The organism is Bradyrhizobium nivariense (assembly GCF_029846695.2).
In the GTDB taxonomy this organism is placed as follows: domain Bacteria; phylum Pseudomonadota; class Alphaproteobacteria; order Rhizobiales; family Xanthobacteraceae; genus Bradyrhizobium.
Window position 1 is genome coordinate 85,013 of sequence record NZ_JARWCR020000018.1, and the last position, 22,440, is coordinate 107,452.

Sequence of the window (22,440 nt, forward strand, 5' to 3'; positions counted from 1 at the left end):
CCGATGCCGAAACCCCTCGTCAAATCAGGCGCAGAGATCGACGGCTACACCATCGGCGAATGCGTCCATGCCGGTGGCATGGCGACGCTGTGGACGGTCACCCATCCCGGCATCGACGTGCCGCTGCTGATGAAGATTCCGCGGGTGTCGGAGGGCGAGGACCCCGCGGCGATCGTTTCCTTCGAGATGGAGATGATGATCCTGCCGCGGCTTGCCGGGCCGCACGTGCCCGCATGCTTCGGTACCGGCGATTTCGCCCACCAGGCCTATGTCGTGATCGAGCGCATCTGCGGGACCACGCTCTACAAGCGGCTGCCCGACCTGCCGCTGCCGTATGACGAGGCGCGGCAACTCGTCGCCAGGATCGCGACGGGGCTCGCGGATTTGCACCGGCAGAATGTGATCCATCACGACATCAAGCCGAGCAGCATCATGTTCCGCGAGAGCGGCGAGGCGGTGCTGATCGACTATGGCCTGTCGCACCACAACCATCTGCCCGACCTGCTGCAGGAGGAATTCCGCCTGCCTTACGGCACCGCGCCCTACATGGCGCCGGAACGGCTGTCAGGGGTGCGCGACGATCCGCGCAGCGATCTGTTCTCGCTTGGCGTGCTGCTCTATTTCTTCACGACCGGCGATCGTCCCTTCGGCGAGGGTGAGACGCTGCGTGCGATGCGGCGCAGGCTGTGGCGCGATCCGTACCCGCCGCGCCGCTTGCGCGCCGACTATCCGCCCTGGCTCCAGGAGGTGGTGCTGCGGTGCCTCGAGATCGAGCCGGTGTGGCGCTATCCGACGGCGTCACAGCTCGCGTTCGATCTCGCCCATCCGGGCCAGGTCAAGCTCACCACGCGTTCGGAGCGGCTGAAGCGGGATCCTCTCAGCGTCGCCTGGCGCCGCCGGTTCAACCAGGGTGTCATGCAGCCGCGCGCCAAAGCAGATGTCGCAGAGCAGATCGCATCGAGTCCGATCGTTGCAGTCGCGCTCGATACGGCGGAAGGCGAGCCGGAGTTGAACGAGGCCCTGCGCATGACGACGGAACGCATTCTCGCCACGCTGCCGTCGGCGCGGCTCGCCTGTCTCAACGTGCTGAAGCTCAACCGCATCGCGCTCGACAGGACGCTGGATGAGCAGGGCTCCAACAAGCATATCGACCGGTTGGTGGCGCTCAGGCACTGGGCCACGCCGCTCAAGCTGGATGAAAGCCGGCTGTCGGCTCACGTGCTGGAAGCCGTCGATCCCGCCGCGGCCATCCTCGAGTTTTGCGAGGTCAATCACGTCGACCATGTCATCATCGGCGCGCGGCAGGGCTCGTTCAGGCGCATGCTGCTCGGCAGCGTCTCGGCCAAGGTGGCCTCGGAAGCGGCCTGCACCGTCACCGTGGTGCGGCCGCCGCGAATGGCCGCGGATGCCGGCGCGGCTGCCGGATAGGGCCGCGCTCTGAATCCTGGAAGGTTCAGGCCGCGTGGGCGGTGTGGACGGAGCGCTTGCGGCGGATCGGCCAGGAGAATTGCGGGCCGGGCTCACCGTGGTCCGCGCTGCCGCCGAAGAACTGGATGATCTCGCGGCAGGGCTCGCAGTTGAAGAGGTTACGCGACGCTGATGCCTTGGTCATTTCCTTCAGGCAGTTCGGGCATTGCGGCTTCATGAGCTTAGTCCAGAAAAGAATTCAATGCCGGCGCGGTGACCGGAGCGGGTGATCCCGGTCCGCCGTCTCGGGCCCGGTGTGGTCGCGCATCTCGCCTTCGGTGCGTTCGAGCCGACCGAAGAAATAGTCGAGGTCAGGATGCGGGCGCCGCGGGATGCGGCACCTGCGCCTCGGCTGACGCTTCACGAGCGCGATCTGCATGGGTTCAGGCCCGATACCAGTCGCGACGGGCGATGCGGGCCGAACCTGCCGAGACCTTCACCGGTCCGGCCGATGGACCAAACACAACAAACGCACTGAAACCAAGCCACAACGCCACGCCAGTCCAAACCAGGGTCGTCGTCATGATGTGCTCCCGCGAAAACAGGCAAGAATCACTTGCAAGAATCACTAGCGGTGATTTGCGCGAATCAGGGAAGTCCGGAGGAGTACGGATCAAGGTTGCAAGTTTAGGCATTGCGCGTCGCAACACCGGTAGAAGCCGCACCTTTGCGAAAGGCTGCGCGAGAGGCCTCAGATCGCTTCGCCGCGTGCGCCTGCGGCCGCGTTGCGGATCGCGGCAATGTTGCTCTTGTAGGCCTCCAGCGTGCCGCCCCTGAACACGGAGGTGCCGGCGACGAAGGCGTTGGCGCCGGCCGCGGCCAAGGGACCCGCGACGTCCGGGCCGACGCCGCCATCGACCTCGATGTCGATCGGCCGGCCTGCCGTCATCGCGCGGATGTCGCGGATCTTGCCGATCGCGGAGGGGATGAAGGCCTGGCCGCCGAAGCCGGGATTGACCGACATCACCAGCACGAGGTCGACCAGGTCCAGGACGTATTCGAGCGCGCTGATCGGCGTGCCCGGATTGAGCGAAACGCCGGCCTTCTTGCCGAGCGCGCGGATCGCCTGGAGCGAGCGGTGCAGATGGGGACCTGCCTCCGCGTGCACGGTGATGTGGTCGCAGCCGGCTTTCGCAAAGGCCTCGAGATAGGGGTCGCAGGGCGAGATCATCAGATGCGCGTCGAAGATCTTCTTGGTGTGCGGGCGCATCGCCTTGATGATGTCAGGGCCATAGGAGATGTTGGGAACGAAGTGCCCGTCCATAGCGTCGAGGTGGATCCAGTCGGCGCCGGCGGCGTCCACTGCGCGCACCTCCTCGCCAAGCTTGGAGAAATCCGAGGCCAGGATCGAGGGCGCGATTGCCAGGGAGCGGGGGGCGAAGGCTTGGGTCATGGCGCGGTTTCCCGTGGCGGCCGTGAAAGATGGACTCGCCTAACATGGGCCTCTCAGCCGGGCAATGCAGGGGCCGCGTGCTTCCTGTGGGCGGAAATTTCTGCCGCGACCGGCATGAATTGCCGGTGTTCCCGAGCCGAGTAAAGCGCCGTGAAGGCGGATTTCATTGAGCTTTTTGCGCTGGCACGGCGCTTGCTGACTTCACCTCCAGGACATTGGCCGCGGCATGCCGCATCGGTTGGAGTTGTTGCAATGTTGTTTGCCCTTGGTGCCGTATCGAGTGCGCTCGACGCGATCCAGTCGCTGACGAAGTCGAAATCGTCCTCGTCGACCCAGAAGACCGGGTCTTCGCAAGGCGCGACCAATCCGTTCGCGATCGACAGCAGCAGCAGCAGCAGCACGACGAGCGCTGCGACCTCGTCGGTCAATTCAGGCAATCGCCCGCAGATCGCGCCGGAGACGATGAGCGCGCTGCTCGCCGCGCAGAGCCAGTCTTCGGACAGTATGAGCGGCGTAGCCAGCTCGACCTCGTCGAACTCCACGTCCTCGACGTCGACGAGCCGCGACGCCGCGCTGAAGGATCTGTTCTCGCAGATCGACGGGGACGGCGACGGCAAGATCACCAAGTCCGAATTCGAGAACGCGCTGGGGGCTGGTGGCACCAACACGGCGCAGGCTGACGACGTGTTCTCCAAGCTGGATTCGAACTCCGACGGTAGCGTCAACCTCGACGAGATGTCGAAGGCGCTGAAGAGCGGCCATCGCGGTCACCATCACGCGCAAGGTGCGGGCGACGCCTCCGGCAGCGGTTCGGATTCCTCCTCGCAGTCCAGCGGCGGCTCGACCTCGACCTCGACAACGGGCGCCGACGGCTCGACCACCACCACCGTCACCTATGCCGACGGCTTCAAGATGTCGACGACGGTCCCGGGCGCCTCCAGCTCTTCAAACGGGACGGGCGCCGGCAATTCACCCTATGACTGGTTCGGGCAGATGATGCAGCGCCAGGCGCAGGCTTCGGCGGGATCAACGGCTTCATCGATGTCGATGAGCGTGTAGCCGTGCCCACTGCTAGCCGGCATATTCGTGAGTGATGTCACGAAAGACATACCGATCACGGATTTCGTGGTTGAAGAACGTACCCTTTGAGCGCGCATTCTTGAACGCGGCGGCGACCTCGGGCGGAACGTCCTCGTAGACATAGAGGCGTCCGCTGACGAAAGTCACCTTCAGCTCGCGCGTGTCGGGCCCGTAGCGGAAAAAGCGGATCACGGAAGACGGCATGGCGGTGCACCTTGGTCCGTCAGGATAACGCCGTGTCCGCCGTTTCGTTTCTAGCCGAACCGATCCTTCCACGCCGGCTGCGCGCCGGCAAACGGCAGGGCCGTCGCATTGTAGACGCCGCGTGCGATTGCGCGCGCGACCACGTTGGCGGCGACTGTGCCGAGCTCGGTGAGGCCGACCAGCGGCTCGATCGGCTTCTCGCCAGTCGCGGCGGCGAACAGCACGTCGCCGTCGGTCGGGGCATGCACCGGATAGATCGCACGGGCAAACCCGGTATGCGCGATCATCGCAAGCCGCTTGGCTTGGGCCTTGGTCAGCGTGGCATCGGTGACGACGAGGCCGATCGTGGTGTTCTCACGCGCGCTCGCGGCGGGCCCGCCCTTGATGCGCATCGCCAGCATGTCCGGCGTGAACGCGGACGGCAGGCCGCGCCCGCCGAACTCGCCGTTCTCCTCGAACGGCGCAGCCCAGAACCACGGCCCTTCGCCGACGGTCGTGCTGCCGACCGCGTTGACGACCATGATCGCGGCGACCTTGACGCCGTTGGCCAGGACCGCGGAAGCCGACCCGAGTCCGCCCTTGAAGGTCGCGGTGGTGGCACCGAGGCCTGCGCCGACGCTGCCCAGCGCGAAATCGTGGCTTGCGGCCAAGGCTGCGGCGTAGCCGAGATCGCGATAGGGCGCGAAGCGCCCCCAGGCCTTGTCGCCACCGTTGAGCAGGTCGAATACGATCGCGCCCGGCACGATCGGAATCACCGCCTCGCGAATCCGCAAGCCGCGGCCTTGTTCGGCGAGCCAGGCCTGGATGCCGCCACCGGCCTCGATCCCAAAGGCGGAGCCGCCGGACAGCGCAATCGCATCAACGCGATCGACGGTGCTGGCGAGGTCGAGCAACGCGTCTTCGCGCGTGCCGGGTCCGCCGCCGCGAACGTCGATTGCCGCAACCGCGGGGGCATCGAAGATGATCGCGGTCGCGCCCGAGGCGAGTTTCGCATCGTGAGCATGGCCGACGCGGACGCCGGCGATATCGGTGAGAAGGTTTTTCAAGGCGGCTCCGCAGGCTGAAAGGCGTCCGCTTCAGCGATATCGCAGGGACGCCGCAGGCTCAACCGGCGAGCGCGGTCCTGAGCATCTTGGCAAGCTCGGACTTGCGGTAGGGCTTGGCCAGCAGCAGCACGCCGGAATCGAGCCGGCCGTGATGGACGATGGCGTTCTCGGTGTAGCCCGAGGTGAACAGCGTCTTCAAGTCGGGGCGGCGGCGGGCCGCCTCATCGGCGAGCTGGCGGCCGTTCATGCTGCCCGGCATGATGACGTCCGTGAACAGCAGGTCGATGTCCTTGTCGGCGTCGATGATGATGAGGGCTTCGGCCGCGTTGGCGGCTTCGAGGGCGGCATAGCCGAGGCTCTTGATCTGGGTCACGACGTATTGCCGCACCAGCGTGTCGTCCTCGACGATCAAGATCTTCTCGTCGCCGCCGGTGATGGGTACGTTCTGCAGCGCCTCGAACTCGGTCTCCTGCACGCCGCTCGAGCGCGGCAGGTAGATTTTCACGCTCGTGCCGTGGCCTTCCTCGCTGTAGATCTTGATGTGGCCGCCGGACTGCTTGACGAAGCCGAACACCATGCTGAGCCCGAGGCCGGTGCCCTTGCCGACCTCCTTGGTGGTGAAGAAGGGGTCGAACACCCGGTCGATCAACTCCGGCGGGATTCCGGAGCCGGTGTCGCTGACCGCGATCATCACATAATTGCCGGCCACCACGTCGGGATTCATGCTGGCATAGCCGTCGTCGAGGAAGATGTTGCGGGTCTCCAGCACCAGCGTGCCGCCGTCGGGCATGGCATCGCGCGCGTTCAGCGCGAGATTGAGAATCGCGGTGGAGAGCTGACCCGGGTCGATCAGTGCCGGCCACGCATCCTCGGTGAGCTGCGGCATGATGGTGATCTGCTCGCCGAGGGTGGGATGCAGGAGCTTTGCGGCCTCGAGCGTCAATGCGTTGACGTCGATTTCGCGCGGCTGGAGCGGCTGCTTGCGGGCGAAGGCGAGCAGATGCTTGGTCAGTTGCGCGCCGCGCTCGGCGGCATCATCGATCAGCTTGGTGATGGCGGCGAGCTCGGGACGGTCAGCGACCGCGTCCGCCAAAATGCCGATCGTGCCGGTGATGACGGTCAGCACATTGTTGAAGTCGTGAGCGACACCGCCGGTTAATTGACCGATGGAATCCATCTTCTGGACGTGCCTGAACTGGGCCTCGGCGGCCTGCTTCTCGGTGAGGTCGCGGCCGATGAAGAAATGGCGCTTGACCGGCTCGGACCAGGTGCCCATCCAGTTCAGCGTGACCTCGTGACCATCGTAGTGGTAGTAGCGCGCCTCGAAGCTCCGCTTGACCGCGCCACGCCGTGCCGCGCGCATCTCGTCGCGCGTCTTCTGGAGGTCATCAGGATGAATAAACTCGGTGGCGCTGTGCCCGATCATGTCGTCCGGGCTCAAGCCGAGGATGGTCTTCACGCTCGGGCTGACCTGGATGAAATTGCCAAAACCGTCGGTGACCAGGATCAGGTCCTGCGAGGTCTCGAAGATGCGCTGCCGCTCCTCGACCTCGCGGCGCAGTTTTTCCCGTGACTGCTTCTCTTCCGTGATGTCGTGGGCGATCTTGGAGGCGCCGATGATCTCTCCGTTGGCTGATTTCAGCGGAGAAATATTGAGGACGACGTCGAGCGGACGGCCGTCCTTCCGCATGCGGACCGTTTCGTGCTGGGCGATGGCTTCGTTGCCGCCGACCCGGTTCAGGATACCCCTGACCTCGGCCTTGCGGTCCTCCGGCACGATGATGTCGATCGGCTGGCCGATGGCCTCCGCGGCGGTATAGCCGAACAGGTGTTCGGCGGCCTTGTTCCAGCCCGTGATGACACCGTCGAGCGTCTTGGTGATGATGGCATCATTGGCGGATTCGACAACGGCGCCGTACAGGGCGAGGCGCTTGCCGTAGTAGTCGCGATCCAATGCCGACTGCTGGCGCAGCCGGCCGACGAGGCCCACCGTCTGGGCCTGGAGGCGGACATTTTCGATCAGAAGCACCGCAAGCACGAAAGTCGCTGCGCAGAGGCCGTAGAGGCGGCCGGCGTAGAAGCCGAGATCGAAGCGCGCGACGTTGACGATCGCCGACAGCGCGATGTCGAACAGCCAGGCGCACATCACGACCATGAGCCAGACGTCGATGATCGAATGCGGACGCCGGAACCACAGCGAGACCAGCGCGGCGAAGCTCAAGGACCAGACGAAGGACACCACGCCGATCATGATCTGCGTGTAATGGCTATCGCGCAGCAGGACCGGAAGCAGGTCGTGCTGGGCAGTGACGATCCAGGTCAGGACGATCATGACCGCAACGACGCCGAGCACGCTGACGCGGATCGCCTTGCTTGCTGAGCCTGCGATCCGGGCGCCACCGTCGGCCTCCTTCAGCCAGGCATAGGCCAATACGCAGAGCGGGAAGCCGCCGTGCCAGACCATGTAGAGCCAGACCGTGGTCTGCCGGTCGGCACCCAGCAACCCGGTCGGGGAAAAAAGTCCGGGGAAGGTAAGGGCATGCACTATGGCCGCCGCGGCGGTGAACAGATAGCCCGTCGCGAGCACGAGCAGCGCGCGGGTCCGGAGCACCGCAAACTGCGACAACAGCAGGACCGCGGTGACGATGTCTGCGACGGCGAGGGCGGATTGATAGCTCGCGACGAAGGCTGGCACAGGCAGCAGCGGGATACCTGCGAAGGGCACGGCCACTGCGAACAGGATCGAGGAGACGCCCACGATCGCCAATGCTGCGGTGCGGTCTGTCGGGGTGGCCGGCAACGTCGAAAGGAATGTGTTTCGATCGGTCGTCGCGGACACGTTTAGCTCTCGCAGATCGGTCTTGAGCATCTTTGCCAATCTCATTTGGCCCAATTTTCGTCCATGGTAGCGCGTTCTGGGCACGCATCATGACAAAACCCACCGCGACTCAACCGAAGGTTACAGTTTACTTAATTTTAGTGGGAACGAGCACCAGGGAGCGGATTTGATGCCTTTACTGGACGGTGCCATAATGCCCTCCCGCCGCTACGGGTTCCAGGTTTGAATCGGGCATTTTGATTTCAGGATCCGGGAGTTGTTCCCTATGCCCCGCGTTCTCATCATCGACGACCAGAAGGACGTCCGTGCGATGGTCGCGATCGTGCTGCGCGTCAACCGTTACGACGTCGTTGAGGCCGACAGCGGCGCGGCCGGGGTGAAAGCCTTCACCGAGACCTGCTTCGACGCAGCAATCGTGGACATTTTCCTCGGCGACACCAGCGGCGTCGAGGTCATCGCGACCCTGCGCGAGCTTGCACCGAGGCTCCCGGTCGTTGCCGTGTCGGGGATGACGGCGCTGGACTTCATGGAACAATCGTCCCACCTCGCCAACGTGATCTGCCTGCAAAAGCCGTTTCGGCCGAACGATCTTCTTCAAGCACTGCGGAAGGCCCAAGCTGCGGCGGACGGCGAGCTGCCGGCAGCCGTCTGACCCTGACGCAGGAAGAAACGCCCCGGGGCAAGCCGGGGCGCGGTGATGATTGGACGAGGCCTTCAGGCCCGGCAAGCGCGCTTACGTGCCGCTGCCGCTGATAGCGGTGTAGCCGCCCTTGGCGTCCCATTTGTAGACGACGTAGTCGAGCTGCTTGATGTCGCCCTTGGCGTCATACTCGATCGGCCCGATCACGGTGTCCCACTTGCCGGCCTTGATGGTCGCCATGACCTTCTTGGCGTCGGTGGTGCCGGCCTTCTTGGCCGCCTGCGACCAGACCTGCATCGCCGCGTAGGTGTAGAGCGTGTAGCCCTCGGGGTCGATGTTCTTGGCCTTGAAGGCGTCGACAATCTTCTTCGCGGTCGGCTTGTTGCGCGGATCGGGGCCGAAGGTGAACAGCGTGCCTTCGCCGGCCGGGCCGGTGATGGAGGCGTACTCCTTGTCGGCGAGCGCGTCGCCGGCCATCAGGATGGTCTTGAGGCCCTGGTCGCGCATCTGGCGCAGGATCAGGCCGCTCTCCTGATGGTAGCCGCCGACATAGACCAGATCGATGTTGTCGCGCTTCAGGCGCGAGACGATCGCGTTGAAGTCCTTGTCGCCCTTGTTGTAGGACTCGTACATCTTCTCGGTGATGCCGGCCTTGTTGAGCGCCTTCTTGGTTTCATCGGCGAGACCCTTGCCGTAGGTGGTCTTGTCGTTGAGGATCGCGATGTTCTTGCCCTTGAAGTTCTTGGCGATGTATTGCGCCGCGACCAAGCCCTGCTGGTCGTCGCGGCCGCAGACGCGCGCCACGTTCCACAGTCCGCTGTCAGTGAACTTCGGATTGGTGGAGGCGGGGGTAATCTGGAGCACGTTGCCGTCGGCATAGGCCTCCGAGGCCGGGATCGACGACGACGAGCAATAGTGCCCGGCGACGAATGGCATCTTCGCACCCGCGATCTTCTCGGCGACCGAGCGCGCCTGTTTCGGATCGCAGGCATCGTCCTCGACGGAGAGCGCGAGCTTCTTGCCGTTGACGCCGCCGGCGGCGTTGATGTCAGTCACGGCCATTTCGGCGCCGTTCTTCATCTGGCGGCCGAAGGCGGACTCGCCGCCGGTCATCGGGCCTGCGACTGCGATGGTGACATCCTGCGCGAATGCCGCGCTCGACAGCGCGATCGATACGCCGAATGCCAGACCGATGAGCTTCAGTGATTTCATGAGATACCTCGAGGTGGTCGCCTGTGGAAGTTGCCGGGCACGCCCGGTCCAAACCGGCGCCATTCTCGAATGAATTTGGGGAGAAGTCACCGGCAAAATACGGGCATTGGCGGAGATATCTCGCCACATTCGGCAGCACGTGGGGCGCGCGGGGTTCGTTCTTGGCCGGCCTCAGCGGTGCCGGCCGCCTTCCAGGTAGGCGGCGCGAATCTCGGGGCGCTGCAACAACTCGGCTCCGGTCCCGGCCAGCGTGATCAGGCCATTGACCATGACATAGCCGCGATGGGCGAGCTTGAGCGCATGGTTGGCGTTCTGCTCGACGATCAGCACGGTCAGGCCGTCCTGCCGGTTCAGGGTGCGGATCGCATCGAAAATCTGGCGCGCGATCAGCGGCGCCAGCCCAAGCGAAGGCTCGTCGAGCAGGAGCAGGCGAGGACGGCTCATCAGGGCGCGGCCGATGGCCAGCATCTGTTGCTCGCCGCCGGACAGGGTTCCGCCGCGCTGGGCGTAGCGTTCCTTCAGCCGCGGAAACAGCGTGAATACGCGTTCTAGGCTCGCCTCGCGTTCGGCGTCGGTGCATCCGGTGGCGTCCGCCCCCATCTGGAGGTTTTCCGCCACGCTCATGCGCGGGAAGATGCGGCGGCCTTCCGGCGATTGCGCGATGCGCAAATGCGCGATCTCGTGGGTGGGAACCTCGGTGATGTCGCGGCCTTCGTAAAGGATCTGGCCGGCGCGGGCGCGCGGCTTGCCGAAGATTGTCATCATCAGCGTCGACTTGCCGGCGCCGTTGGCGCCGATCAGCGCCACGATCTCGCCGGCGTTGATCTCGACGTCGACGCCCTTCAGCGCCTCGATCTTGCCGTAGGCGGCGCGAAGGCTGCGGATCGCGAGCAGGGGCGTCGGTGCCGGCGTCACGACCCGCTCTCCATGACGGCCACGGCTTCTTCCTCATCGGTGCCGAGATAGGCGGCGATCACCTTAGGATCGTCGCGAACCTCGCGCGGGGAGCCTTCCGCGATCCTCACGCCATGGTCCATCACCACGATGTGGTCGGAGATCTCCATCACGACCGACATGTCGTGCTCGATCAGCAGGATCGAGGTGCCGAGCTCGTTGCGGATCGAGAGCAGGAGCTCACTCAGGGCGGCGCTCTCGCGCGCGTTGAGGCCGGCGGCGGGTTCGTCGAGGCACAAAAGCGCGGGCTCGGTGCACATCGCGCGTGCGATCTCGAGCCGTCGCTGGTCGCCATAGGCAAAATTACCGGCGGCATCGTCGGCGCGCTCGAGCAAATTGACCCGCTTGAGCCAGTCGGTGGCAAGATCGATCGCGTGCTTCTCGGCGTCGCGGTAGCCGGGCGCGCCAATGAGCCCAAGGAAGGTGAAGCCGGAGGCGCGCATCAGCGCGTTATGCTGCGCCACCATCAGGTTTTCCAGGGCCGTCATGCCCGGAAACAGCCGGATGTTCTGGAAGGTGCGGGCGACCTTAGCCCGCTTGGCGATGCGGAAATCGTTCAGCCGCTCCAGCGCGATTATTGTGCCGTCGTCATGGGTGAGGCGGATGGTGCCGCTGCTCGGCTTGTAGAAGCCGGTGATGCAGTTGAAGACGGTGGTCTTGCCGGCGCCGTTCGGCCCGATCAACGCCGTGATCTTCTTCCGCTCGGCGGCGAACGACAGGTCGTGCACCGCGACGATGCCGCCGAAGCGCATGGTCAGCCGGTCGACGCTGAGAATCTTGTCGGCGCTCATCCGTGCCCTTCCTTGACGAGGTCGGAGGAGATCGCTTGCGCTTTGGTCAGATACACGGTCGGTGCGCGATGGCCGATCAGGCCGCGCGGCCGCCAGATCATGATCAGCACCATCGCCATGCCGAACACCAGCATGCGGTAGGTCTCGAGGCCGCGGAACAGCTCGAAGCCGCCGATCATGGCGAGCGCGGCGAGCGCCACGCCAAGCTGCGAGCCCATGCCGCCGAGCACGACGATGGCGAGCACCAGCGCAGATTCCTGGAAGGTGAAGGATTCCGGACTGATGAAGCCCTGGCGGGTCGCGAAGAACGCGCCGGCAAAGCCGCCGAACATCGCACCGGTCGCGAATGCCGTGAGCTTGGTGGTCGTCGTGTTGATGCCGAGCGCGCGGCAGGCGACCTCGTCCTCGCGGAGCGCCTCCCAGGCGCGGCCGATCGGCAGCCGGCGCAGCCGGATCGTCACCCAGTTGGTGAGGAGCGCAAGCGCCAGGATCAGATAGAACAGGAAGACGATACGGTGGGTCGGCGAATACTCGATGCCGAGCCTGGCGGCGAGCCCGTTGTCGCTGTTGTCGAGCGGGATGCCGAAGAAGGAGGGGCGCGGAATGCTGGAGACGCCGTTGGGGCCGCCGGTGAGCTCCTGCCAGTTGATGATGACGAGGCGGATGATTTCGCCGAAGGCAAGCGTCACAATGGCGAGGTAATCGCCGCGCAGGCGCAGCACGGGGAAGCCGAGCAGCACGCCCCAGAATGCGGCAAGGATGCCGGCGAGCGGCAGGCAGACCCAGAACGACCAGCCGAAATTGGTGGCGAGCAGCGCATAGGAATAGGCGCCCACCGCATAGAAGGCGACGTAGCCGAGATCGAGCAGGCCGGCCAGGCCGACCACGACGTTCAGTCCCCAGCCCAGCATCACATAGGTGAGCACGAGGATTGCGAGGTCGAGGATGTAGCGCTGGTCATAGAAGATCACAGGCACCAGCAGCGTGAAGATCAGGAGCGCCGGCGCGAGATAGCGGCCGACGAACGACATGCCGCTTTGCAACGCAGGCGGCACCAGCTTCTCGGCGCCGGTCGGGCCGATCCATTGCCTGAGCAGCTCGATCACGATCGAGCCGCCGAACACCGCGGCGACGATGGATGCGAGTTCGCCGAATCGCGTCCAATAGGTGAGCTGGCCGTCGGAACCCGCCTCGGTGCGGATGCCGATCATCAGCGAGAACAGCACCAGCGCGATCAGCGCGTTGATGACGGCTGTCTTAAGAAGGGCGGGAATGCCGGCGGTTCGACTTGCGTGCGTGGCTTTTTGCGGAATGGCTGTCACTCGGCGGTCCGTCAGACTTTTTCGACTTCGGGACGGCCGAGCAGGCCGGTCGGCATGAAGATCAGCACGACGATCAGGATCGAGAACGCGGCGACATCCTTGTACTCGACCGAGAAATAGGCCGACCAGAACGTTTCGATCAGGCCGATCGCGAGCCCGCCCAGCATGGCACCCGGCAGCGAGCCGATGCCGCCGAGCACGGCCGCGGTGAACGCCTTGATGCCGGCGACGAAGCCCATGAAGAAGTCGACCAGGCCGTAATAGAGCAGGTACATCAGGCCCGCGACGGCCGCGAGTGCGGCACCGATCACGAAGGTCATGGAGATGGTGCGGTCGACGTTGACGCCGAGCAGCGCCGCCATGGTCTGGTCCTGCTCGCAGGCGCGCATGTCGCGCCCGAGCCGGGTGCGCGACACCAGCCAGGTGAAGATCGCCAGCAGCACGATGGTGGTGACGACCACCATGATCTGGATGTTGGAGAGCTGGATCACGAATCCGTCCTGACTCTCATGCAGCGTGTAGCCGCCGGTGATGAAGGGCGGGATCGGCTTGACGCGGGCGCCTTGCGCCACTTGCGAATAGTTGGTCAGCACGAAGGACATGCCGATCGCCGACAGCATCGGAGCGAGGCGGAAAGAGTGGCGCAGTGGCCGGTAGGCGATGCGCTCGATGGTCCAGCCGTAAAGTGCCGTGATCGCCATCGAGACCAGAAGCACGATAAGCAGGATCACCGGGATCGCGGTCAGGCCGGTCGAGATCAGGAGCAGGAAGGTGATGAGGGCGACGAATCCGCCGATCATGAAGACGTCGCCATGAGCGAAGTTGATCATGCCGACGATGCCATAGACCATCGTGTAGCCGATCGCGATCAGTCCGTAGATGGAGCCGAGCACGAGGCCGTTGATGAGCTGCTGGGCGAAATAATCCATGGGCTGCCGTACCAAACCTGACGCGGGCTCAAAGGGAGCTCTTTGAAGAGTTCTCGGGCCCCGGCAGCCCTTGAGCATTCTCATGGTTTTGTAACAGGAGGGAACTGGCGGCTGCAACCGGCCCCGCCTTCGCATAAAGGCTTTTACAGAGATCATTTGGCGCTCCGGCTCCCCCGCAATGGGCGGAACCCGGTTCCGTAAGGCAACCAAAGTGGATGCCAGTCGTTATCTCAGCCCTGACGTCGAACAAGGGAGTTTCCCCGAATGACGAAGCAGCAGAACCAGAATCCGGGTCAGCAGAGTCAGAATCCCGGCCAGCAGCCAGGGCAGCAGCAGGGCGGTGGTCAGAAACCCGGGCAGCAGCAGCAGAAGGATCCGATGCGCCAGGGCGATCGTCCCGGCCAGCAACAGGGCGGCCAGCACGGTCAGGACAACAAGTAGTTTGGAGGCCCAGTAGTTTGGAGGCCAGGAGTGAAGAAGGGCCCCGCCGGAAGGCGGGGCCTTTTTCTTCGGCGCTCGGGTTCCTTGGCGCTCGGGCCCATCGGGGCAGTTAAGGTAAACAAAGGGTTTAAATTGCCGCCACAGTCTGATGCGAGTTAGCTCCCGGCAAAGCCTTCCATCGAAGGCGCGGGCCAAGCGAAGCGGGAAGTGGCATGTTCGGAAATTGGCGGATCGGCTCGGTCAACGGCGTGCTGCTGGCGGCCTATTTCATCCCGGCCTGGACCCTCGTTGCCTTCAACATCATGGTGGCGCCGGTGCACGGCCTCTACGAGCGGCCGAGTGTCGCGGTGGCTCTTTTCCTCAGCGACCATCTCCAGATGGCGGGGATGGACACCGTGCGTGCCGCCTGGCTGCTGGCGCTGGGCCGACTGACCGTGGTGGCGTTCTTTGCGATCTACCTTGCGCTACTCTGCATCCCCCGCATCCGCAAGAACGGCGGCAGCGACGAGGCGCTCGGCATTGCGCTTGCAATCGGCAGCCTGATCTCGTTTGCCAGCATGATCATGGCTTCGAAGGTCGGCGAGATGGCCGCGCTGCGGCTGCATGCCACCGAGCTCCTGCTCTTGCTCGGTGCGGCCATCGTGATTGTGATCGAGCGGCCGGCAGCGGTCCCGAAGACCGTCGAGGCTACCCCGCCGCTAGGTCTTGAGCAGGCCGAGCTCCTGCACAATCGCTGAGGCTTCCTTGACGGCGTGGTTCGCCGCCGGCACGCCGCAATAGATCGCCTGCTGCAGCAGGATTTCCTTGATGTCGTCGGGCGTGAAGCCGCCCTCGGCGAGCGCCGCGCGCACATGCAGGCGGAATTCGTCCCATTGCCCGAGCGCGACCATGGTGCCGATCACCAGCACCCGCCTTGTGCGCTCGTCAAAATGCGGCCGCGTCCAGATCTCGCCCCAGGCATAGCGGGTGATCATGTCCTGGAAGTCGGTGTTGAACGTATTGCGGTTCGCGATCGACTTGTCGACCCAGGCATTGCCCAACACCTTTCGGCGCACATTCATGCCGGCATCGCGGCGCTTCTGGTCGTCCATATCTATCCTCCCCTCCGTCATTGCGAGCCTAGCGAAGCAATCCAGAATCTTTCCGGGCAGACGGTCTGAATTTCTTCGCTGCGCTTGCAACGACGAGCTGTAAGACTATCGCTGCGTCAAGAAGCCCACCACCGCGTCAGTGAACGCGTGCGGCTGCTCGACATTGGAAATGTGGGCGGCGTCGATGATGGTCATGCTCGCGCCGGCAATGTTTGAGCGGATCAATTCACCCGCCGAGATCGGCGTCGCCATGTCGTGGCGGCCGGCGATCACCAGCGTCGGGCTTTTGATCTTCGACAGCAGCGCACGCTGGTCGAGCGTCGACAGCGCCTCGCAGCAGGCGAGATAGCCTTCGACCGGCGAGGCCAGCAGCATCGCCTTCATCCTCGCGGTGATGTCAGGCGCGCGCTCGCGGAAATCCTGGGTGAGCCAGCCGGCGATAACGGCATCGGCGACCGCCGCGATGCCGCCCTTCTTCACGGCGTCGATGCGCTCCAGCCATTTGGTCGGCTCGGCGTAGTAGCAGGAGGTGTTGGCGAGGATGAGCTTGCCGAAGCGCTCCGGCGCATTGGCGCCCAGCCATTGCCCGACCATGCCGCCCATCGAGAGGCCGCACCAGTGCACTTTCTCGATATTGAGGTCGTCGAGGATCGCCAGCACGTCGCGGCCGAAGCGCTCCATCGTATAGGGCCCGGCTGGAACGTTGGATTTGCCGTGTCCGCGGCGGTCGTAGCGGATGACGCGGAACACCTGCGTCAGCGCCTTCATCTGCGGTTCCCACATCTGCAGCGTGCAGCCGAGCGAGTTGGAGAGCATCAAGGTCGGCCCGCCGTCGCGGCCCTCGACGGAGACGTTGATCAGGCAACCGTCGGCATCGATCATGGGCATGGGCTACTCCTCGTCATGCGCGGGCTTGACCCGCGCATCCATCTAGAAAGTGAATCTATCCAGGATGATGGATTGCCGGGTCAAGCCCGGCAATGACATCAAGGGAGATCCAGTGAAGCGAGCAGGCGGTCGATCAGGGCTTGGGAAGCGCCTTGATAGGCCATCGGCTCGAACAATGCCGCAATTTTCTGGGGCGTCAGATGCGCGGTGACTTGCGAATCGGCCGATAGCAGCTCGCGCAGATGCTTCTTCTCGGCGACCGCGCGCTTGCTCGCGGCTTCGATGAGGTGATGCGCATCGCTCTTGCCGATTTTCTCGGCCAGCGCAAAGGTCACGGCTTCCGCCATGATCAGGCCCTGGGTCGCATCGAGATTGCTGCGCATGCGCGCGGCATCGACGTCCAGTCCTTCCGCGATATCGACGATGGCGGCCAGCGCGCCCGAGGTGACCAGCATCAATTGCGGCAGCGTCGGCCATTCCGCGTGCCACGGACCGGCGCTGCGCTCGTGGTCCTGCACCTGCGCGGCAAAGATCGTCGCGGCGAGCTGCGGGGCCATGGTCGCGCAGCCCAGCGCGCTTGCGGCGGCCACCGGGTTGCGCTTGTGCGGCATGGTCGAGGAGCCGCCGCGGCCTTCGCCGGCGGGTTCAAACGCTTCGGCGACATCGGTCTGCATCAGCAGCGAGACGTCGCGGGCGATCTTGCCGCAGCTTCCGGCGAGGATCGCAAAGCTCGATGCGGCTTCCGCGATCCGGTCGCGATGGGTGTGCCAGGGGGCTTCGGGTAGCGGCAGATTGAGCTCCTGCGCCAGCCGTTCGGCGACCACGAGCCCCTTGTCGCCAAGTGCTGCGAGCGTGCCGGCGGCGCCGCCGAATTGCAGCGCGAGGCTCTCGCGGGAGAGCCGCCGCAGGCGGCAGCGGGCGCGGGCAAGGCTTGCGGCGTATTCGGCGGCCTTCAGCCCGAACGGCATCGGCAGCGCGTGCTGGAGCCAGGTCCGCGCCACCATCGCGGTGTTGCGGTGCTTCCGTGCCAGCGCGGCAAAGCCCTTGATGGCGCGGCTGAGGTCGGCGTCCAACGCATCGATGCCGGCGCGCAGCGTGAGCATGGTCGCGCTGTCGATGACGTCCTGACTGGTCGCCCCCCAATGCACGTAGCGCGCGGCCCCTGCGTCGGCCTTGCCGACATTGGCGGTCAGCGTCTTGACGAGGGGAATCGCGAGATTGCCGGATCGCGTCGCGGCCTCGGCCAGCGCAGCCATGTCAAAGGTATCGGCCTTGCACGCGGCTTCGATCGGGCCCACCGCGGATGCGGGAATCACGCCCGTGGCCGCTTCGGCTCGGGCCAAGGCTGCCTCGAAATCGAGCATGTTCTGGAGGGTCGACCGGTCGTCGCAGACGGCGCGCATGGCCGCGCTCGACAGCATCGGCGCGAGCAGGAGGGAGAGGGATGTGCTCATATTAGGCGGGACCTAACCACCATGGCCCGCCTGTGCCAATCCCAAACCATCAGCGCAAGCTTTTTGCAGTTGCGAATATGCATTGCACGTGACCGGGGGGCACCCTTTCTTTTGCCGCCTCCCTGCGTTACTTGAGCAGCATTATAGTTGCGCGATCCAAGTTCGATATCCCGGGAGGCACCCCATGGCCATGACGATGAACGGCGAAGTCCAGCTTGCGGCGCCGCGCGAGGCCGTGTGGGCCAAGCTCAACGATGCCGAGGTGCTGAAGGCCTGCATCCCCGGCTGCGAGGAACTGGAGAAGACCGACGATGGCGGCTTTCGTGCGACGGCGAAAATGAAGGTCGGCCCGGTGTCGGCGCGCTTCAAGGGCAAGGTCACGCTGTCCGATCTCGACCCGCCGAACGGCTACAAGATCTCCGGCGAGGGCGAGGGCGGAGTGGCCGGCTTCGCCAAGGGCGGCGCCGTGGTCAAGCTCGCGGAGAAGGACGGCGGCACGCTTTTGTCATACGAGGTCGAGGCGCAGATCGGCGGCAAGTTGGCGCAGCTTGGCCAACGCCTGATCAACGGCGCCGCCAAGAAACTGGCCGACGAATTTTTCACGAACTTCGCCAAGGCGGTACAGGGCTGAAGGCCAATACCTTAAGCATTGCGCCTTTCGGCATGGCGCCTTGCGTTCCGGGTGATGTTGCCCCGGGGCATAATGGCCCATATGATGGGTTGGAATAATTATAAGAACCGCTTCGACGGGACCCGTCGGGGCGCTGATAGAGAGTGCTTATGGCAAAAATCTCCCTCATCGTGAACGGCAATCCTGTCACGGCCAATGTCGATCCCCGCACCCTGCTGGTGCAGTTCCTGCGCGAGAATCTGCGGCTCACCGGCACCCATGTCGGCTGCGACACCTCGCAGTGCGGCGCCTGCGTCGTGCATCTCGACGGCAAGGCCGTGAAGTCCTGCACCACGCTCGCCGTGATGGCCGATGGCCACGAGGTCAAGACGATCGAGGGACTGGCCGCCGACGGCGCGCCGCTGCATCCGATGCAGGAGGCCTTCCGCGAGCACCATGGCCTGCAGTGCGGCTTCTGCACGCCCGGCATGATCATGACCGCGATCGACATCGTCCATCGCAAGGGCAACGAGCTCGACGACCACACCATCCGCGAGGAGCTGGAAGGCAATCTCTGCCGCTGCACCGGCTACCAGAACATCGTCACCTCGATCTCCGCCGGCGCCAAGGCGATGGCGAAATCCGATCTCGCGTAAACCGCGCGCGCACTCTGCGATCAGGACATTCAGATGTACGATTTCAAATACCATCGCCCCGGGACCGTTCGGCAGGCCGCCAACCTCCTGGTGAAGAACGAAGACGCCAAGGTAATCGCCGGCGGCCACACGCTGATTCCCGTCATGAAGCAGCGCCTCGCCAGCCCGCCGCATCTGGTCGACCTCTCCCATATCGAGGGGCTCAACACGATCGAGATGAAGGGCCGCGCGCTCGTGATCGGCGCCACCGCCAGGCATGCCGAGGTCGCAAGCTCCGCCATCGTCGGCGAGGCGATCCCGGCGCTCGCGAACCTTGCCAGCCAGATCGGCGATCCCGCCGTGCGCCACAAGGGCACGCTCGGCGGCTCGCTTGCCAACAACGATCCGACCGCGGACTATCCGGCTGCGGTGCTCGCGCTCGGCGCCACCATCGTCACCAACAAGCGTCGCCTCAAGGCGGAAGAGTATTTCCAGGGCCTGTTCACGACGGCGCTCGAGGCCGACGAGATCATCACCAAGGTGATGTTCCCGCTGCCGAAGAAGGCGGCCTATATCAAGTTCCGCAACCAGGCCTCGCGTTACGCGCTGGTCGGCGTGTTCGTGGCGCGGCGTCCGTCAGACGTGCGGGTCGCGATCACAGGCGCCGGCTCTGAAGGCGTGTTCCGTGTCACCGCGTTCGAAGAAGCCCTGAAGAAGCGCTTCGCCGCGAAGGCGCTTGATGGCATCGAGGTGCCGGCGGACGGCCTCAACAGCGACATCCATGGCAGCGCCGAATACCGCGCGCACCTCATCGGCGTGCTGACGCGGCGTGCCCTCGACGCCGCCAACGCCAAGGAGTGAGTGATCCTCACGCCTCGGCTCAAACTTGTCCCCGGTGAGGGCGCAGCGAGACTGGCTTTTTCATGACTTCAGCGGCCAATACGTCCGGTGCCTTGCCGGCATCGGTCGACGCGATGCACGAACTCCTGACGTCGCGCGGCTATCTCGCCGAGCGATCGCTGGCCACGGTGACCTATCTGTCGCTGCGCATGGGCCGGCCGCTGTTTCTGGAAGGCGAGGCCGGCGTCGGCAAGACCGAGATCGCAAAAGTGCTGTCGGCGGCGCTGGGGCGGAAGCTGATCCGCCTGCAGTGTTACGAAGGCCTCGACGTCTCCTCGGCGGTCTACGAGTGGAATAGCGCTGCGCAGATGATCGCGATCCGGATGGCCGAGGCCGCCGGAGACACCGATCGCGATCAATTGTCGTCCGACATCTTCGCCGACCGCTACATGATCAAGCGGCCGCTGCTTCAGGCGCTGGAGCCCGACGTCGCCGGGCCGCCGGTGCTGCTGATCGACGAGCTCGACCGCGCCGACGAGGCGTTCGAGGCGTATCTGCTCGAAATCCTCAGCGACTTCCAGGTGACGATCCCCGAATTCGGCACCGTGAAGGCGCCAAAGCCGCCGATCGTCATCATCACCTCCAACCGCACCCGCGAGATCCACGACGCGTTGAAGCGGCGCTGTCTCTATCACTGGGTCGACTATCCCGACGCCGACCGCGAGCTGGAGATCGTCAAGTCGCGCGTACCCGGCATCTCCGCCAAACTGTCGCAGCAGGTCGTGCGTTTCGTGCAGGCGCTGCGTAACCAGGATTTCTACAAATCGCCTGGCGTCGCCGAGACCATCGACTGGGCGACCGCCTTGTCCGAGCTCGACGCCCGCTCGCTGACACCGCAAGTGGTCGGCGACACGCTGGGCGCGCTGCTCAAATACCAGGACGACATCACCCGCATGCAGGGCGACACCCTGCAGAAGGTGCTGAAGGATGCGACGAGCGAGAATTGAGATTGTTATTCCGGGGCGCGCCTATCGCGAGCTGAACGACAAGGGGATGGATACGAGACCATGGCCATCAACCACCTTGCCCCTGAGCAAACCGAGCAATTCGCCGACAACATCGTCGGCTTCGCCCGCGCGTTGCGCGCGTCGGGGATGCCGGTCGGGCCGGGCGCCGTCATCGATGCCATGAGCGCGCTCCAGGTGATCGACATCGGCAAACGCACGGACGTCTTCACCACGCTGGAGGCCATTTTCGTCAAGCGCCACGAGCACACGCTGATCTTCAGACAGGCCTTCAACCTGTTCTTCCGCGCCTCGGAAGAGTGGAAGCACATGCTGGATTCGGTGCCGCTGCCGGAGCAGGCCAAGAAGAAGCCGCAGGCCGGCTCGCGCCGCGTCCAGGAGGCGATGTCGCAGCCGCGGATGACGGAGACGCCGCAGCACCAGGAGCAGGATCTGCGCCTGTCGGTCTCCGACAAGGAGATCCTTCAGAAGAAGGATTTCGCGCAGATGAGCGCGGCGGAGATCACCGAAGCGCTCCGCGCCGTCGAGCGGATGCGGTTGCCGCAGGCCGAGCTTCTGACGCGCCGGCACCGGCCCGATCCCCGCGGCCTGCGCCTCGACCTGCGCCGCACGCTGCGCGCCTCGTTGCGCACCGGCGGCGACATCATCGACATCCATCGTCTCGGTCGGATCGAGAAGCCGGCGCCGATCGTCGCGCTGCTCGACATCTCGGGTTCGATGAGCGAGTACACCCGCCTGTTCCTGCACTTCCTGCATGCCATAGGGGATGCGCGAAAACGCGTCTCAGTGTTCCTGTTCGGCACCCGGCTCACCAACGTCACCCGGGCGCTGCGCCAGCGCGACCCTGACGAGGCGCTGGCAAGCTGCTCGGCCTCGGTCGAGGACTGGGCCGGCGGCACGCGGATCTCGGCCTCGCTGCACAACTTCAACAAATTGTGGGCGCGGCGCGTGCTGAGCCAGGGCGCCATCGTGCTGCTGATCTCCGACGGGCTGGAGCGGGAGGCCGATTCCAAGCTCGCCTTCGAGATGGACCGGCTGCACCGCTCCTGCCGGCGGCTGATCTGGCTCAACCCGCTGCTGCGGTTCGGCGGCTTCGAGGCCAAGGCCCAGGGCATCAAAATGATGCTGCCGCACGTTGACGAATTCCGCCCGGTACATAATTTGAGTTCGATCCAGGAGCTGATCACCACGCTCTCCCGGCCGCTGCCGCCGCATCACCGCAGCCTGATCCGCTCCGCAGCTTGAGAGGTAGCCATGCTCGATCGCGACGAGGATATTCTGAAGGCGGCGGAGGACTGGCAGAAGGCCGGCCGTGGCGTCGCGCTCGCCACCGTGGTGGAGACCTGGGGCTCGGCGCCGCGCCCGGCGGGCTCGAGCCTCGTCATCAACGACGAGGGCACGTTCCTGGGGTCCGTCTCCGGCGGCTGCGTCGAAGGCGCCGTGGTCACCGAAGCCATGGATGTGATCCAGAGCGGCAAGCCCAGGATGCTGGAGTTTGGCGTTGCCGACGAGACCGCCTGGAATGTCGGGCTGTCCTGCGGCGGCACCATCCGCGTCTTCGTCGAGAAGGTCGGCTAGC

The 22,440-nt window shown here is 64.9% G+C and carries 25 protein-coding genes; 11 read left to right on the forward strand and 14 right to left on the reverse strand.

Annotated features, from left to right (window positions below; all coding sequences use genetic code 11):
* Nucleotides 1-3: 3 nt before the first annotated feature.
* On the forward strand, nucleotides 4-1,428 hold the full coding sequence (locus QCM77_RS17180) for a protein kinase domain-containing protein (protein WP_279660731.1): 1,425 nt from the start codon (nucleotides 4-6) through the stop codon (nucleotides 1,426-1,428).
* A gap of 25 nt (nucleotides 1,429-1,453) precedes the next feature.
* Here the strand turns inward: QCM77_RS17180 and QCM77_RS17185 are convergent, their stop codons facing one another.
* The 3 genes from QCM77_RS17185 to rpe all read right to left on the reverse strand — a co-directional run bounded on the left by QCM77_RS17185 (nucleotide 1,454) and on the right by rpe (nucleotide 2,860).
* Nucleotides 1,454-1,645: a hypothetical protein gene (locus QCM77_RS17185; protein WP_279660732.1), complete on the reverse strand. Its 192-nt coding sequence runs from the start codon at nucleotides 1,643-1,645 to the stop codon at nucleotides 1,454-1,456.
* Between the two features lie 205 nt (nucleotides 1,646-1,850).
* On the reverse strand, nucleotides 1,851-1,991 hold the full coding sequence (locus QCM77_RS17190) for a hypothetical protein (protein WP_279660733.1): 141 nt from the start codon (nucleotides 1,989-1,991) through the stop codon (nucleotides 1,851-1,853).
* Nucleotides 1,992-2,158: 167 nt separating this feature from the next.
* Nucleotides 2,159-2,860: a ribulose-phosphate 3-epimerase gene (gene rpe / locus QCM77_RS17195; RefSeq protein WP_279660734.1), complete on the reverse strand. Its 702-nt coding sequence runs from the start codon at nucleotides 2,858-2,860 to the stop codon at nucleotides 2,159-2,161.
* 252 nt (nucleotides 2,861-3,112) lie between these two features.
* On the opposite strand from rpe, the gene QCM77_RS17200 reads away from it, so the two are divergent.
* A complete protein-coding gene (locus tag QCM77_RS17200) occupies nucleotides 3,113-3,919 on the forward strand; it encodes an EF-hand domain-containing protein (protein WP_279660735.1) in 807 nt (268 codons plus the stop codon).
* Between the two features lie 12 nt (nucleotides 3,920-3,931).
* Here QCM77_RS17200 and QCM77_RS17205 read toward each other — a convergent pair whose 3' ends face one another.
* The 3 genes from QCM77_RS17205 to QCM77_RS17215 are packed head-to-tail and all read right to left on the reverse strand — an operon-like array spanning nucleotide 3,932 to nucleotide 8,059.
* Nucleotides 3,932-4,144, reverse strand: a complete 213-nt coding sequence (locus QCM77_RS17205) for a KTSC domain-containing protein (RefSeq protein ID WP_279660736.1) — start codon at nucleotides 4,142-4,144, stop codon at nucleotides 3,932-3,934.
* 50 nt (nucleotides 4,145-4,194) lie between these two features.
* Nucleotides 4,195-5,190 carry a P1 family peptidase gene (locus QCM77_RS17210; protein WP_279660737.1) on the reverse strand — a complete coding sequence of 332 codons (996 nt, stop codon included), beginning with the start codon at nucleotides 5,188-5,190 and terminating at the stop codon, nucleotides 4,195-4,197.
* Between the two features lie 58 nt (nucleotides 5,191-5,248).
* A complete protein-coding gene (locus tag QCM77_RS17215) occupies nucleotides 5,249-8,059 on the reverse strand; it encodes a PAS domain S-box protein (RefSeq protein WP_279660738.1) in 2,811 nt (936 codons plus the stop codon).
* 235 nt (nucleotides 8,060-8,294) lie between these two features.
* Between QCM77_RS17215 and QCM77_RS17220 the strand changes: the two genes are divergently transcribed.
* The gene (locus QCM77_RS17220; RefSeq protein ID WP_279660739.1) at nucleotides 8,295-8,681 is read left to right on the forward strand and encodes a response regulator; all 387 of its coding nucleotides are present in this window, start codon (nucleotides 8,295-8,297) and stop codon (nucleotides 8,679-8,681) included.
* Nucleotides 8,682-8,762: 81 nt separating this feature from the next.
* Here QCM77_RS17220 and QCM77_RS17225 read toward each other — a convergent pair whose 3' ends face one another.
* The 5 genes from QCM77_RS17225 to QCM77_RS17245 form a co-directional block, all read right to left on the reverse strand.
* Entirely contained in the window at nucleotides 8,763-9,881 is a 1,119-nt protein-coding gene (locus QCM77_RS17225) for a branched-chain amino acid ABC transporter substrate-binding protein (RefSeq protein ID WP_279660740.1), read from the reverse strand.
* Between the two features lie 171 nt (nucleotides 9,882-10,052).
* Nucleotides 10,053-10,796 carry an ABC transporter ATP-binding protein gene (locus QCM77_RS17230; RefSeq protein ID WP_279660741.1) on the reverse strand — a complete coding sequence of 248 codons (744 nt, stop codon included), beginning with the start codon at nucleotides 10,794-10,796 and terminating at the stop codon, nucleotides 10,053-10,055.
* Entirely contained in the window at nucleotides 10,793-11,626 is an 834-nt protein-coding gene (locus tag QCM77_RS17235; RefSeq protein ID WP_279660742.1) for an ABC transporter ATP-binding protein, read from the reverse strand. Before QCM77_RS17235 ends, QCM77_RS17230 begins: the two co-directional genes overlap by 4 nt.
* A complete protein-coding gene (gene livM / locus QCM77_RS17240; protein ID WP_462676308.1) occupies nucleotides 11,623-12,948 on the reverse strand; it encodes a high-affinity branched-chain amino acid ABC transporter permease LivM in 1,326 nt (441 codons plus the stop codon). Before livM ends, QCM77_RS17235 begins: the two co-directional genes overlap by 4 nt.
* An 11-nt stretch (nucleotides 12,949-12,959) precedes the next feature.
* Nucleotides 12,960-13,877 carry an ABC transporter permease subunit gene (locus tag QCM77_RS17245; RefSeq protein ID WP_279660743.1) on the reverse strand — a complete coding sequence of 306 codons (918 nt, stop codon included), beginning with the start codon at nucleotides 13,875-13,877 and terminating at the stop codon, nucleotides 12,960-12,962.
* Nucleotides 13,878-14,141: 264 nt separating this feature from the next.
* On the opposite strand from QCM77_RS17245, the gene QCM77_RS17250 reads away from it, so the two are divergent.
* A complete protein-coding gene (locus tag QCM77_RS17250; protein ID WP_279660744.1) occupies nucleotides 14,142-14,318 on the forward strand; it encodes a hypothetical protein in 177 nt (58 codons plus the stop codon).
* A 212-nt stretch (nucleotides 14,319-14,530) separates the two neighbouring features.
* On the forward strand, nucleotides 14,531-15,055 hold the full coding sequence (locus tag QCM77_RS17255; RefSeq protein WP_279660745.1) for a hypothetical protein: 525 nt from the start codon (nucleotides 14,531-14,533) through the stop codon (nucleotides 15,053-15,055).
* Here QCM77_RS17255 and QCM77_RS17260 read toward each other — a convergent pair.
* The 3 genes from QCM77_RS17260 to QCM77_RS17270 form a co-directional block, all read right to left on the reverse strand.
* Entirely contained in the window at nucleotides 15,017-15,409 is a 393-nt protein-coding gene (locus QCM77_RS17260; protein ID WP_279660746.1) for a carboxymuconolactone decarboxylase family protein, read from the reverse strand. The genes QCM77_RS17255 and QCM77_RS17260 overlap by 39 nt on opposite strands.
* Before the next feature lie 105 nt (nucleotides 15,410-15,514).
* Entirely contained in the window at nucleotides 15,515-16,297 is a 783-nt protein-coding gene (gene pcaD / locus QCM77_RS17265) for a 3-oxoadipate enol-lactonase (protein ID WP_279660747.1), read from the reverse strand.
* A 98-nt stretch (nucleotides 16,298-16,395) separates the two neighbouring features.
* A complete protein-coding gene (locus QCM77_RS17270) occupies nucleotides 16,396-17,751 on the reverse strand; it encodes a 3-carboxy-cis,cis-muconate cycloisomerase (protein ID WP_279660748.1) in 1,356 nt (451 codons plus the stop codon).
* Between the two features lie 184 nt (nucleotides 17,752-17,935).
* Here QCM77_RS17270 and QCM77_RS17275 point away from each other — a divergent pair, with 184 nt between their 5' ends.
* From QCM77_RS17275 to QCM77_RS17300, 6 genes are all read left to right on the forward strand, one after another.
* Entirely contained in the window at nucleotides 17,936-18,382 is a 447-nt protein-coding gene (locus QCM77_RS17275) for an SRPBCC family protein (RefSeq protein ID WP_279660749.1), read from the forward strand.
* Nucleotides 18,383-18,531: 149 nt separating this feature from the next.
* The gene (locus QCM77_RS17280; RefSeq protein WP_007602418.1) at nucleotides 18,532-19,017 is read left to right on the forward strand and encodes a (2Fe-2S)-binding protein; all 486 of its coding nucleotides are present in this window, start codon (nucleotides 18,532-18,534) and stop codon (nucleotides 19,015-19,017) included.
* A gap of 33 nt (nucleotides 19,018-19,050) precedes the next feature.
* A complete protein-coding gene (locus QCM77_RS17285; protein ID WP_279660750.1) occupies nucleotides 19,051-19,857 on the forward strand; it encodes an FAD binding domain-containing protein in 807 nt (268 codons plus the stop codon).
* A 62-nt stretch (nucleotides 19,858-19,919) separates the two neighbouring features.
* Nucleotides 19,920-20,843, forward strand: coding sequence for an AAA family ATPase (locus QCM77_RS17290; RefSeq protein WP_279660751.1), 924 nt, complete (start codon nucleotides 19,920-19,922; stop codon nucleotides 20,841-20,843).
* Between the two features lie 60 nt (nucleotides 20,844-20,903).
* On the forward strand, nucleotides 20,904-22,106 hold the full coding sequence (locus tag QCM77_RS17295) for a vWA domain-containing protein (RefSeq protein ID WP_279660752.1): 1,203 nt from the start codon (nucleotides 20,904-20,906) through the stop codon (nucleotides 22,104-22,106).
* Nucleotides 22,107-22,115: 9 nt separating this feature from the next.
* Nucleotides 22,116-22,439 (forward strand): XdhC family protein, encoded by a 324-nt coding sequence (locus tag QCM77_RS17300; RefSeq protein WP_007602422.1) that lies wholly within the window; start codon nucleotides 22,116-22,118, stop codon nucleotides 22,437-22,439.
* The last annotated feature ends 1 nt before the right edge of the window (nucleotide 22,440 follow it).

Coding starts and splice junctions, on each gene's coding strand:
- QCM77_RS17180 (WP_279660731.1), top strand. CDS start 4: ATGCCGAAACCCCTCGTCAAATCAGGCGCAGAGATCGACGGCTACACC.
- QCM77_RS17185 (WP_279660732.1), bottom strand. CDS start 1,645: ATGAAGCCGCAATGCCCGAACTGCCTGAAGGAAATGACCAAGGCATCA.
- QCM77_RS17190 (WP_279660733.1), bottom strand. CDS start 1,991: ATGACGACGACCCTGGTTTGGACTGGCGTGGCGTTGTGGCTTGGTTTC.
- rpe (WP_279660734.1), bottom strand. CDS start 2,860: ATGACCCAAGCCTTCGCCCCCCGCTCCCTGGCAATCGCGCCCTCGATC.
- QCM77_RS17200 (WP_279660735.1), top strand. CDS start 3,113: ATGTTGTTTGCCCTTGGTGCCGTATCGAGTGCGCTCGACGCGATCCAG.
- QCM77_RS17205 (WP_279660736.1), bottom strand. CDS start 4,144: ATGCCGTCTTCCGTGATCCGCTTTTTCCGCTACGGGCCCGACACGCGC.
- QCM77_RS17215 (WP_279660738.1), bottom strand. CDS start 8,059: ATGCTCAAGACCGATCTGCGAGAGCTAAACGTGTCCGCGACGACCGAT.
- QCM77_RS17220 (WP_279660739.1), top strand. CDS start 8,295: ATGCCCCGCGTTCTCATCATCGACGACCAGAAGGACGTCCGTGCGATG.
- QCM77_RS17225 (WP_279660740.1), bottom strand. CDS start 9,881: ATGAAATCACTGAAGCTCATCGGTCTGGCATTCGGCGTATCGATCGCG.
- QCM77_RS17235 (WP_279660742.1), bottom strand. CDS start 11,626: ATGAGCGCCGACAAGATTCTCAGCGTCGACCGGCTGACCATGCGCTTC.
- QCM77_RS17245 (WP_279660743.1), bottom strand. CDS start 13,877: ATGGATTATTTCGCCCAGCAGCTCATCAACGGCCTCGTGCTCGGCTCC.
- QCM77_RS17250 (WP_279660744.1), top strand. CDS start 14,142: ATGACGAAGCAGCAGAACCAGAATCCGGGTCAGCAGAGTCAGAATCCC.
- QCM77_RS17255 (WP_279660745.1), top strand. CDS start 14,531: ATGTTCGGAAATTGGCGGATCGGCTCGGTCAACGGCGTGCTGCTGGCG.
- QCM77_RS17260 (WP_279660746.1), bottom strand. CDS start 15,409: ATGGACGACCAGAAGCGCCGCGATGCCGGCATGAATGTGCGCCGAAAG.
- pcaD (WP_279660747.1), bottom strand. CDS start 16,297: ATGCCCATGATCGATGCCGACGGTTGCCTGATCAACGTCTCCGTCGAG.
- QCM77_RS17270 (WP_279660748.1), bottom strand. CDS start 17,751: ATGAGCACATCCCTCTCCCTCCTGCTCGCGCCGATGCTGTCGAGCGCG.
- QCM77_RS17275 (WP_279660749.1), top strand. CDS start 17,936: ATGGCCATGACGATGAACGGCGAAGTCCAGCTTGCGGCGCCGCGCGAG.
- QCM77_RS17280 (WP_007602418.1), top strand. CDS start 18,532: ATGGCAAAAATCTCCCTCATCGTGAACGGCAATCCTGTCACGGCCAAT.
- QCM77_RS17285 (WP_279660750.1), top strand. CDS start 19,051: ATGTACGATTTCAAATACCATCGCCCCGGGACCGTTCGGCAGGCCGCC.
- QCM77_RS17290 (WP_279660751.1), top strand. CDS start 19,920: ATGACTTCAGCGGCCAATACGTCCGGTGCCTTGCCGGCATCGGTCGAC.
- QCM77_RS17295 (WP_279660752.1), top strand. CDS start 20,904: ATGGCCATCAACCACCTTGCCCCTGAGCAAACCGAGCAATTCGCCGAC.
- QCM77_RS17300 (WP_007602422.1), top strand. CDS start 22,116: ATGCTCGATCGCGACGAGGATATTCTGAAGGCGGCGGAGGACTGGCAG.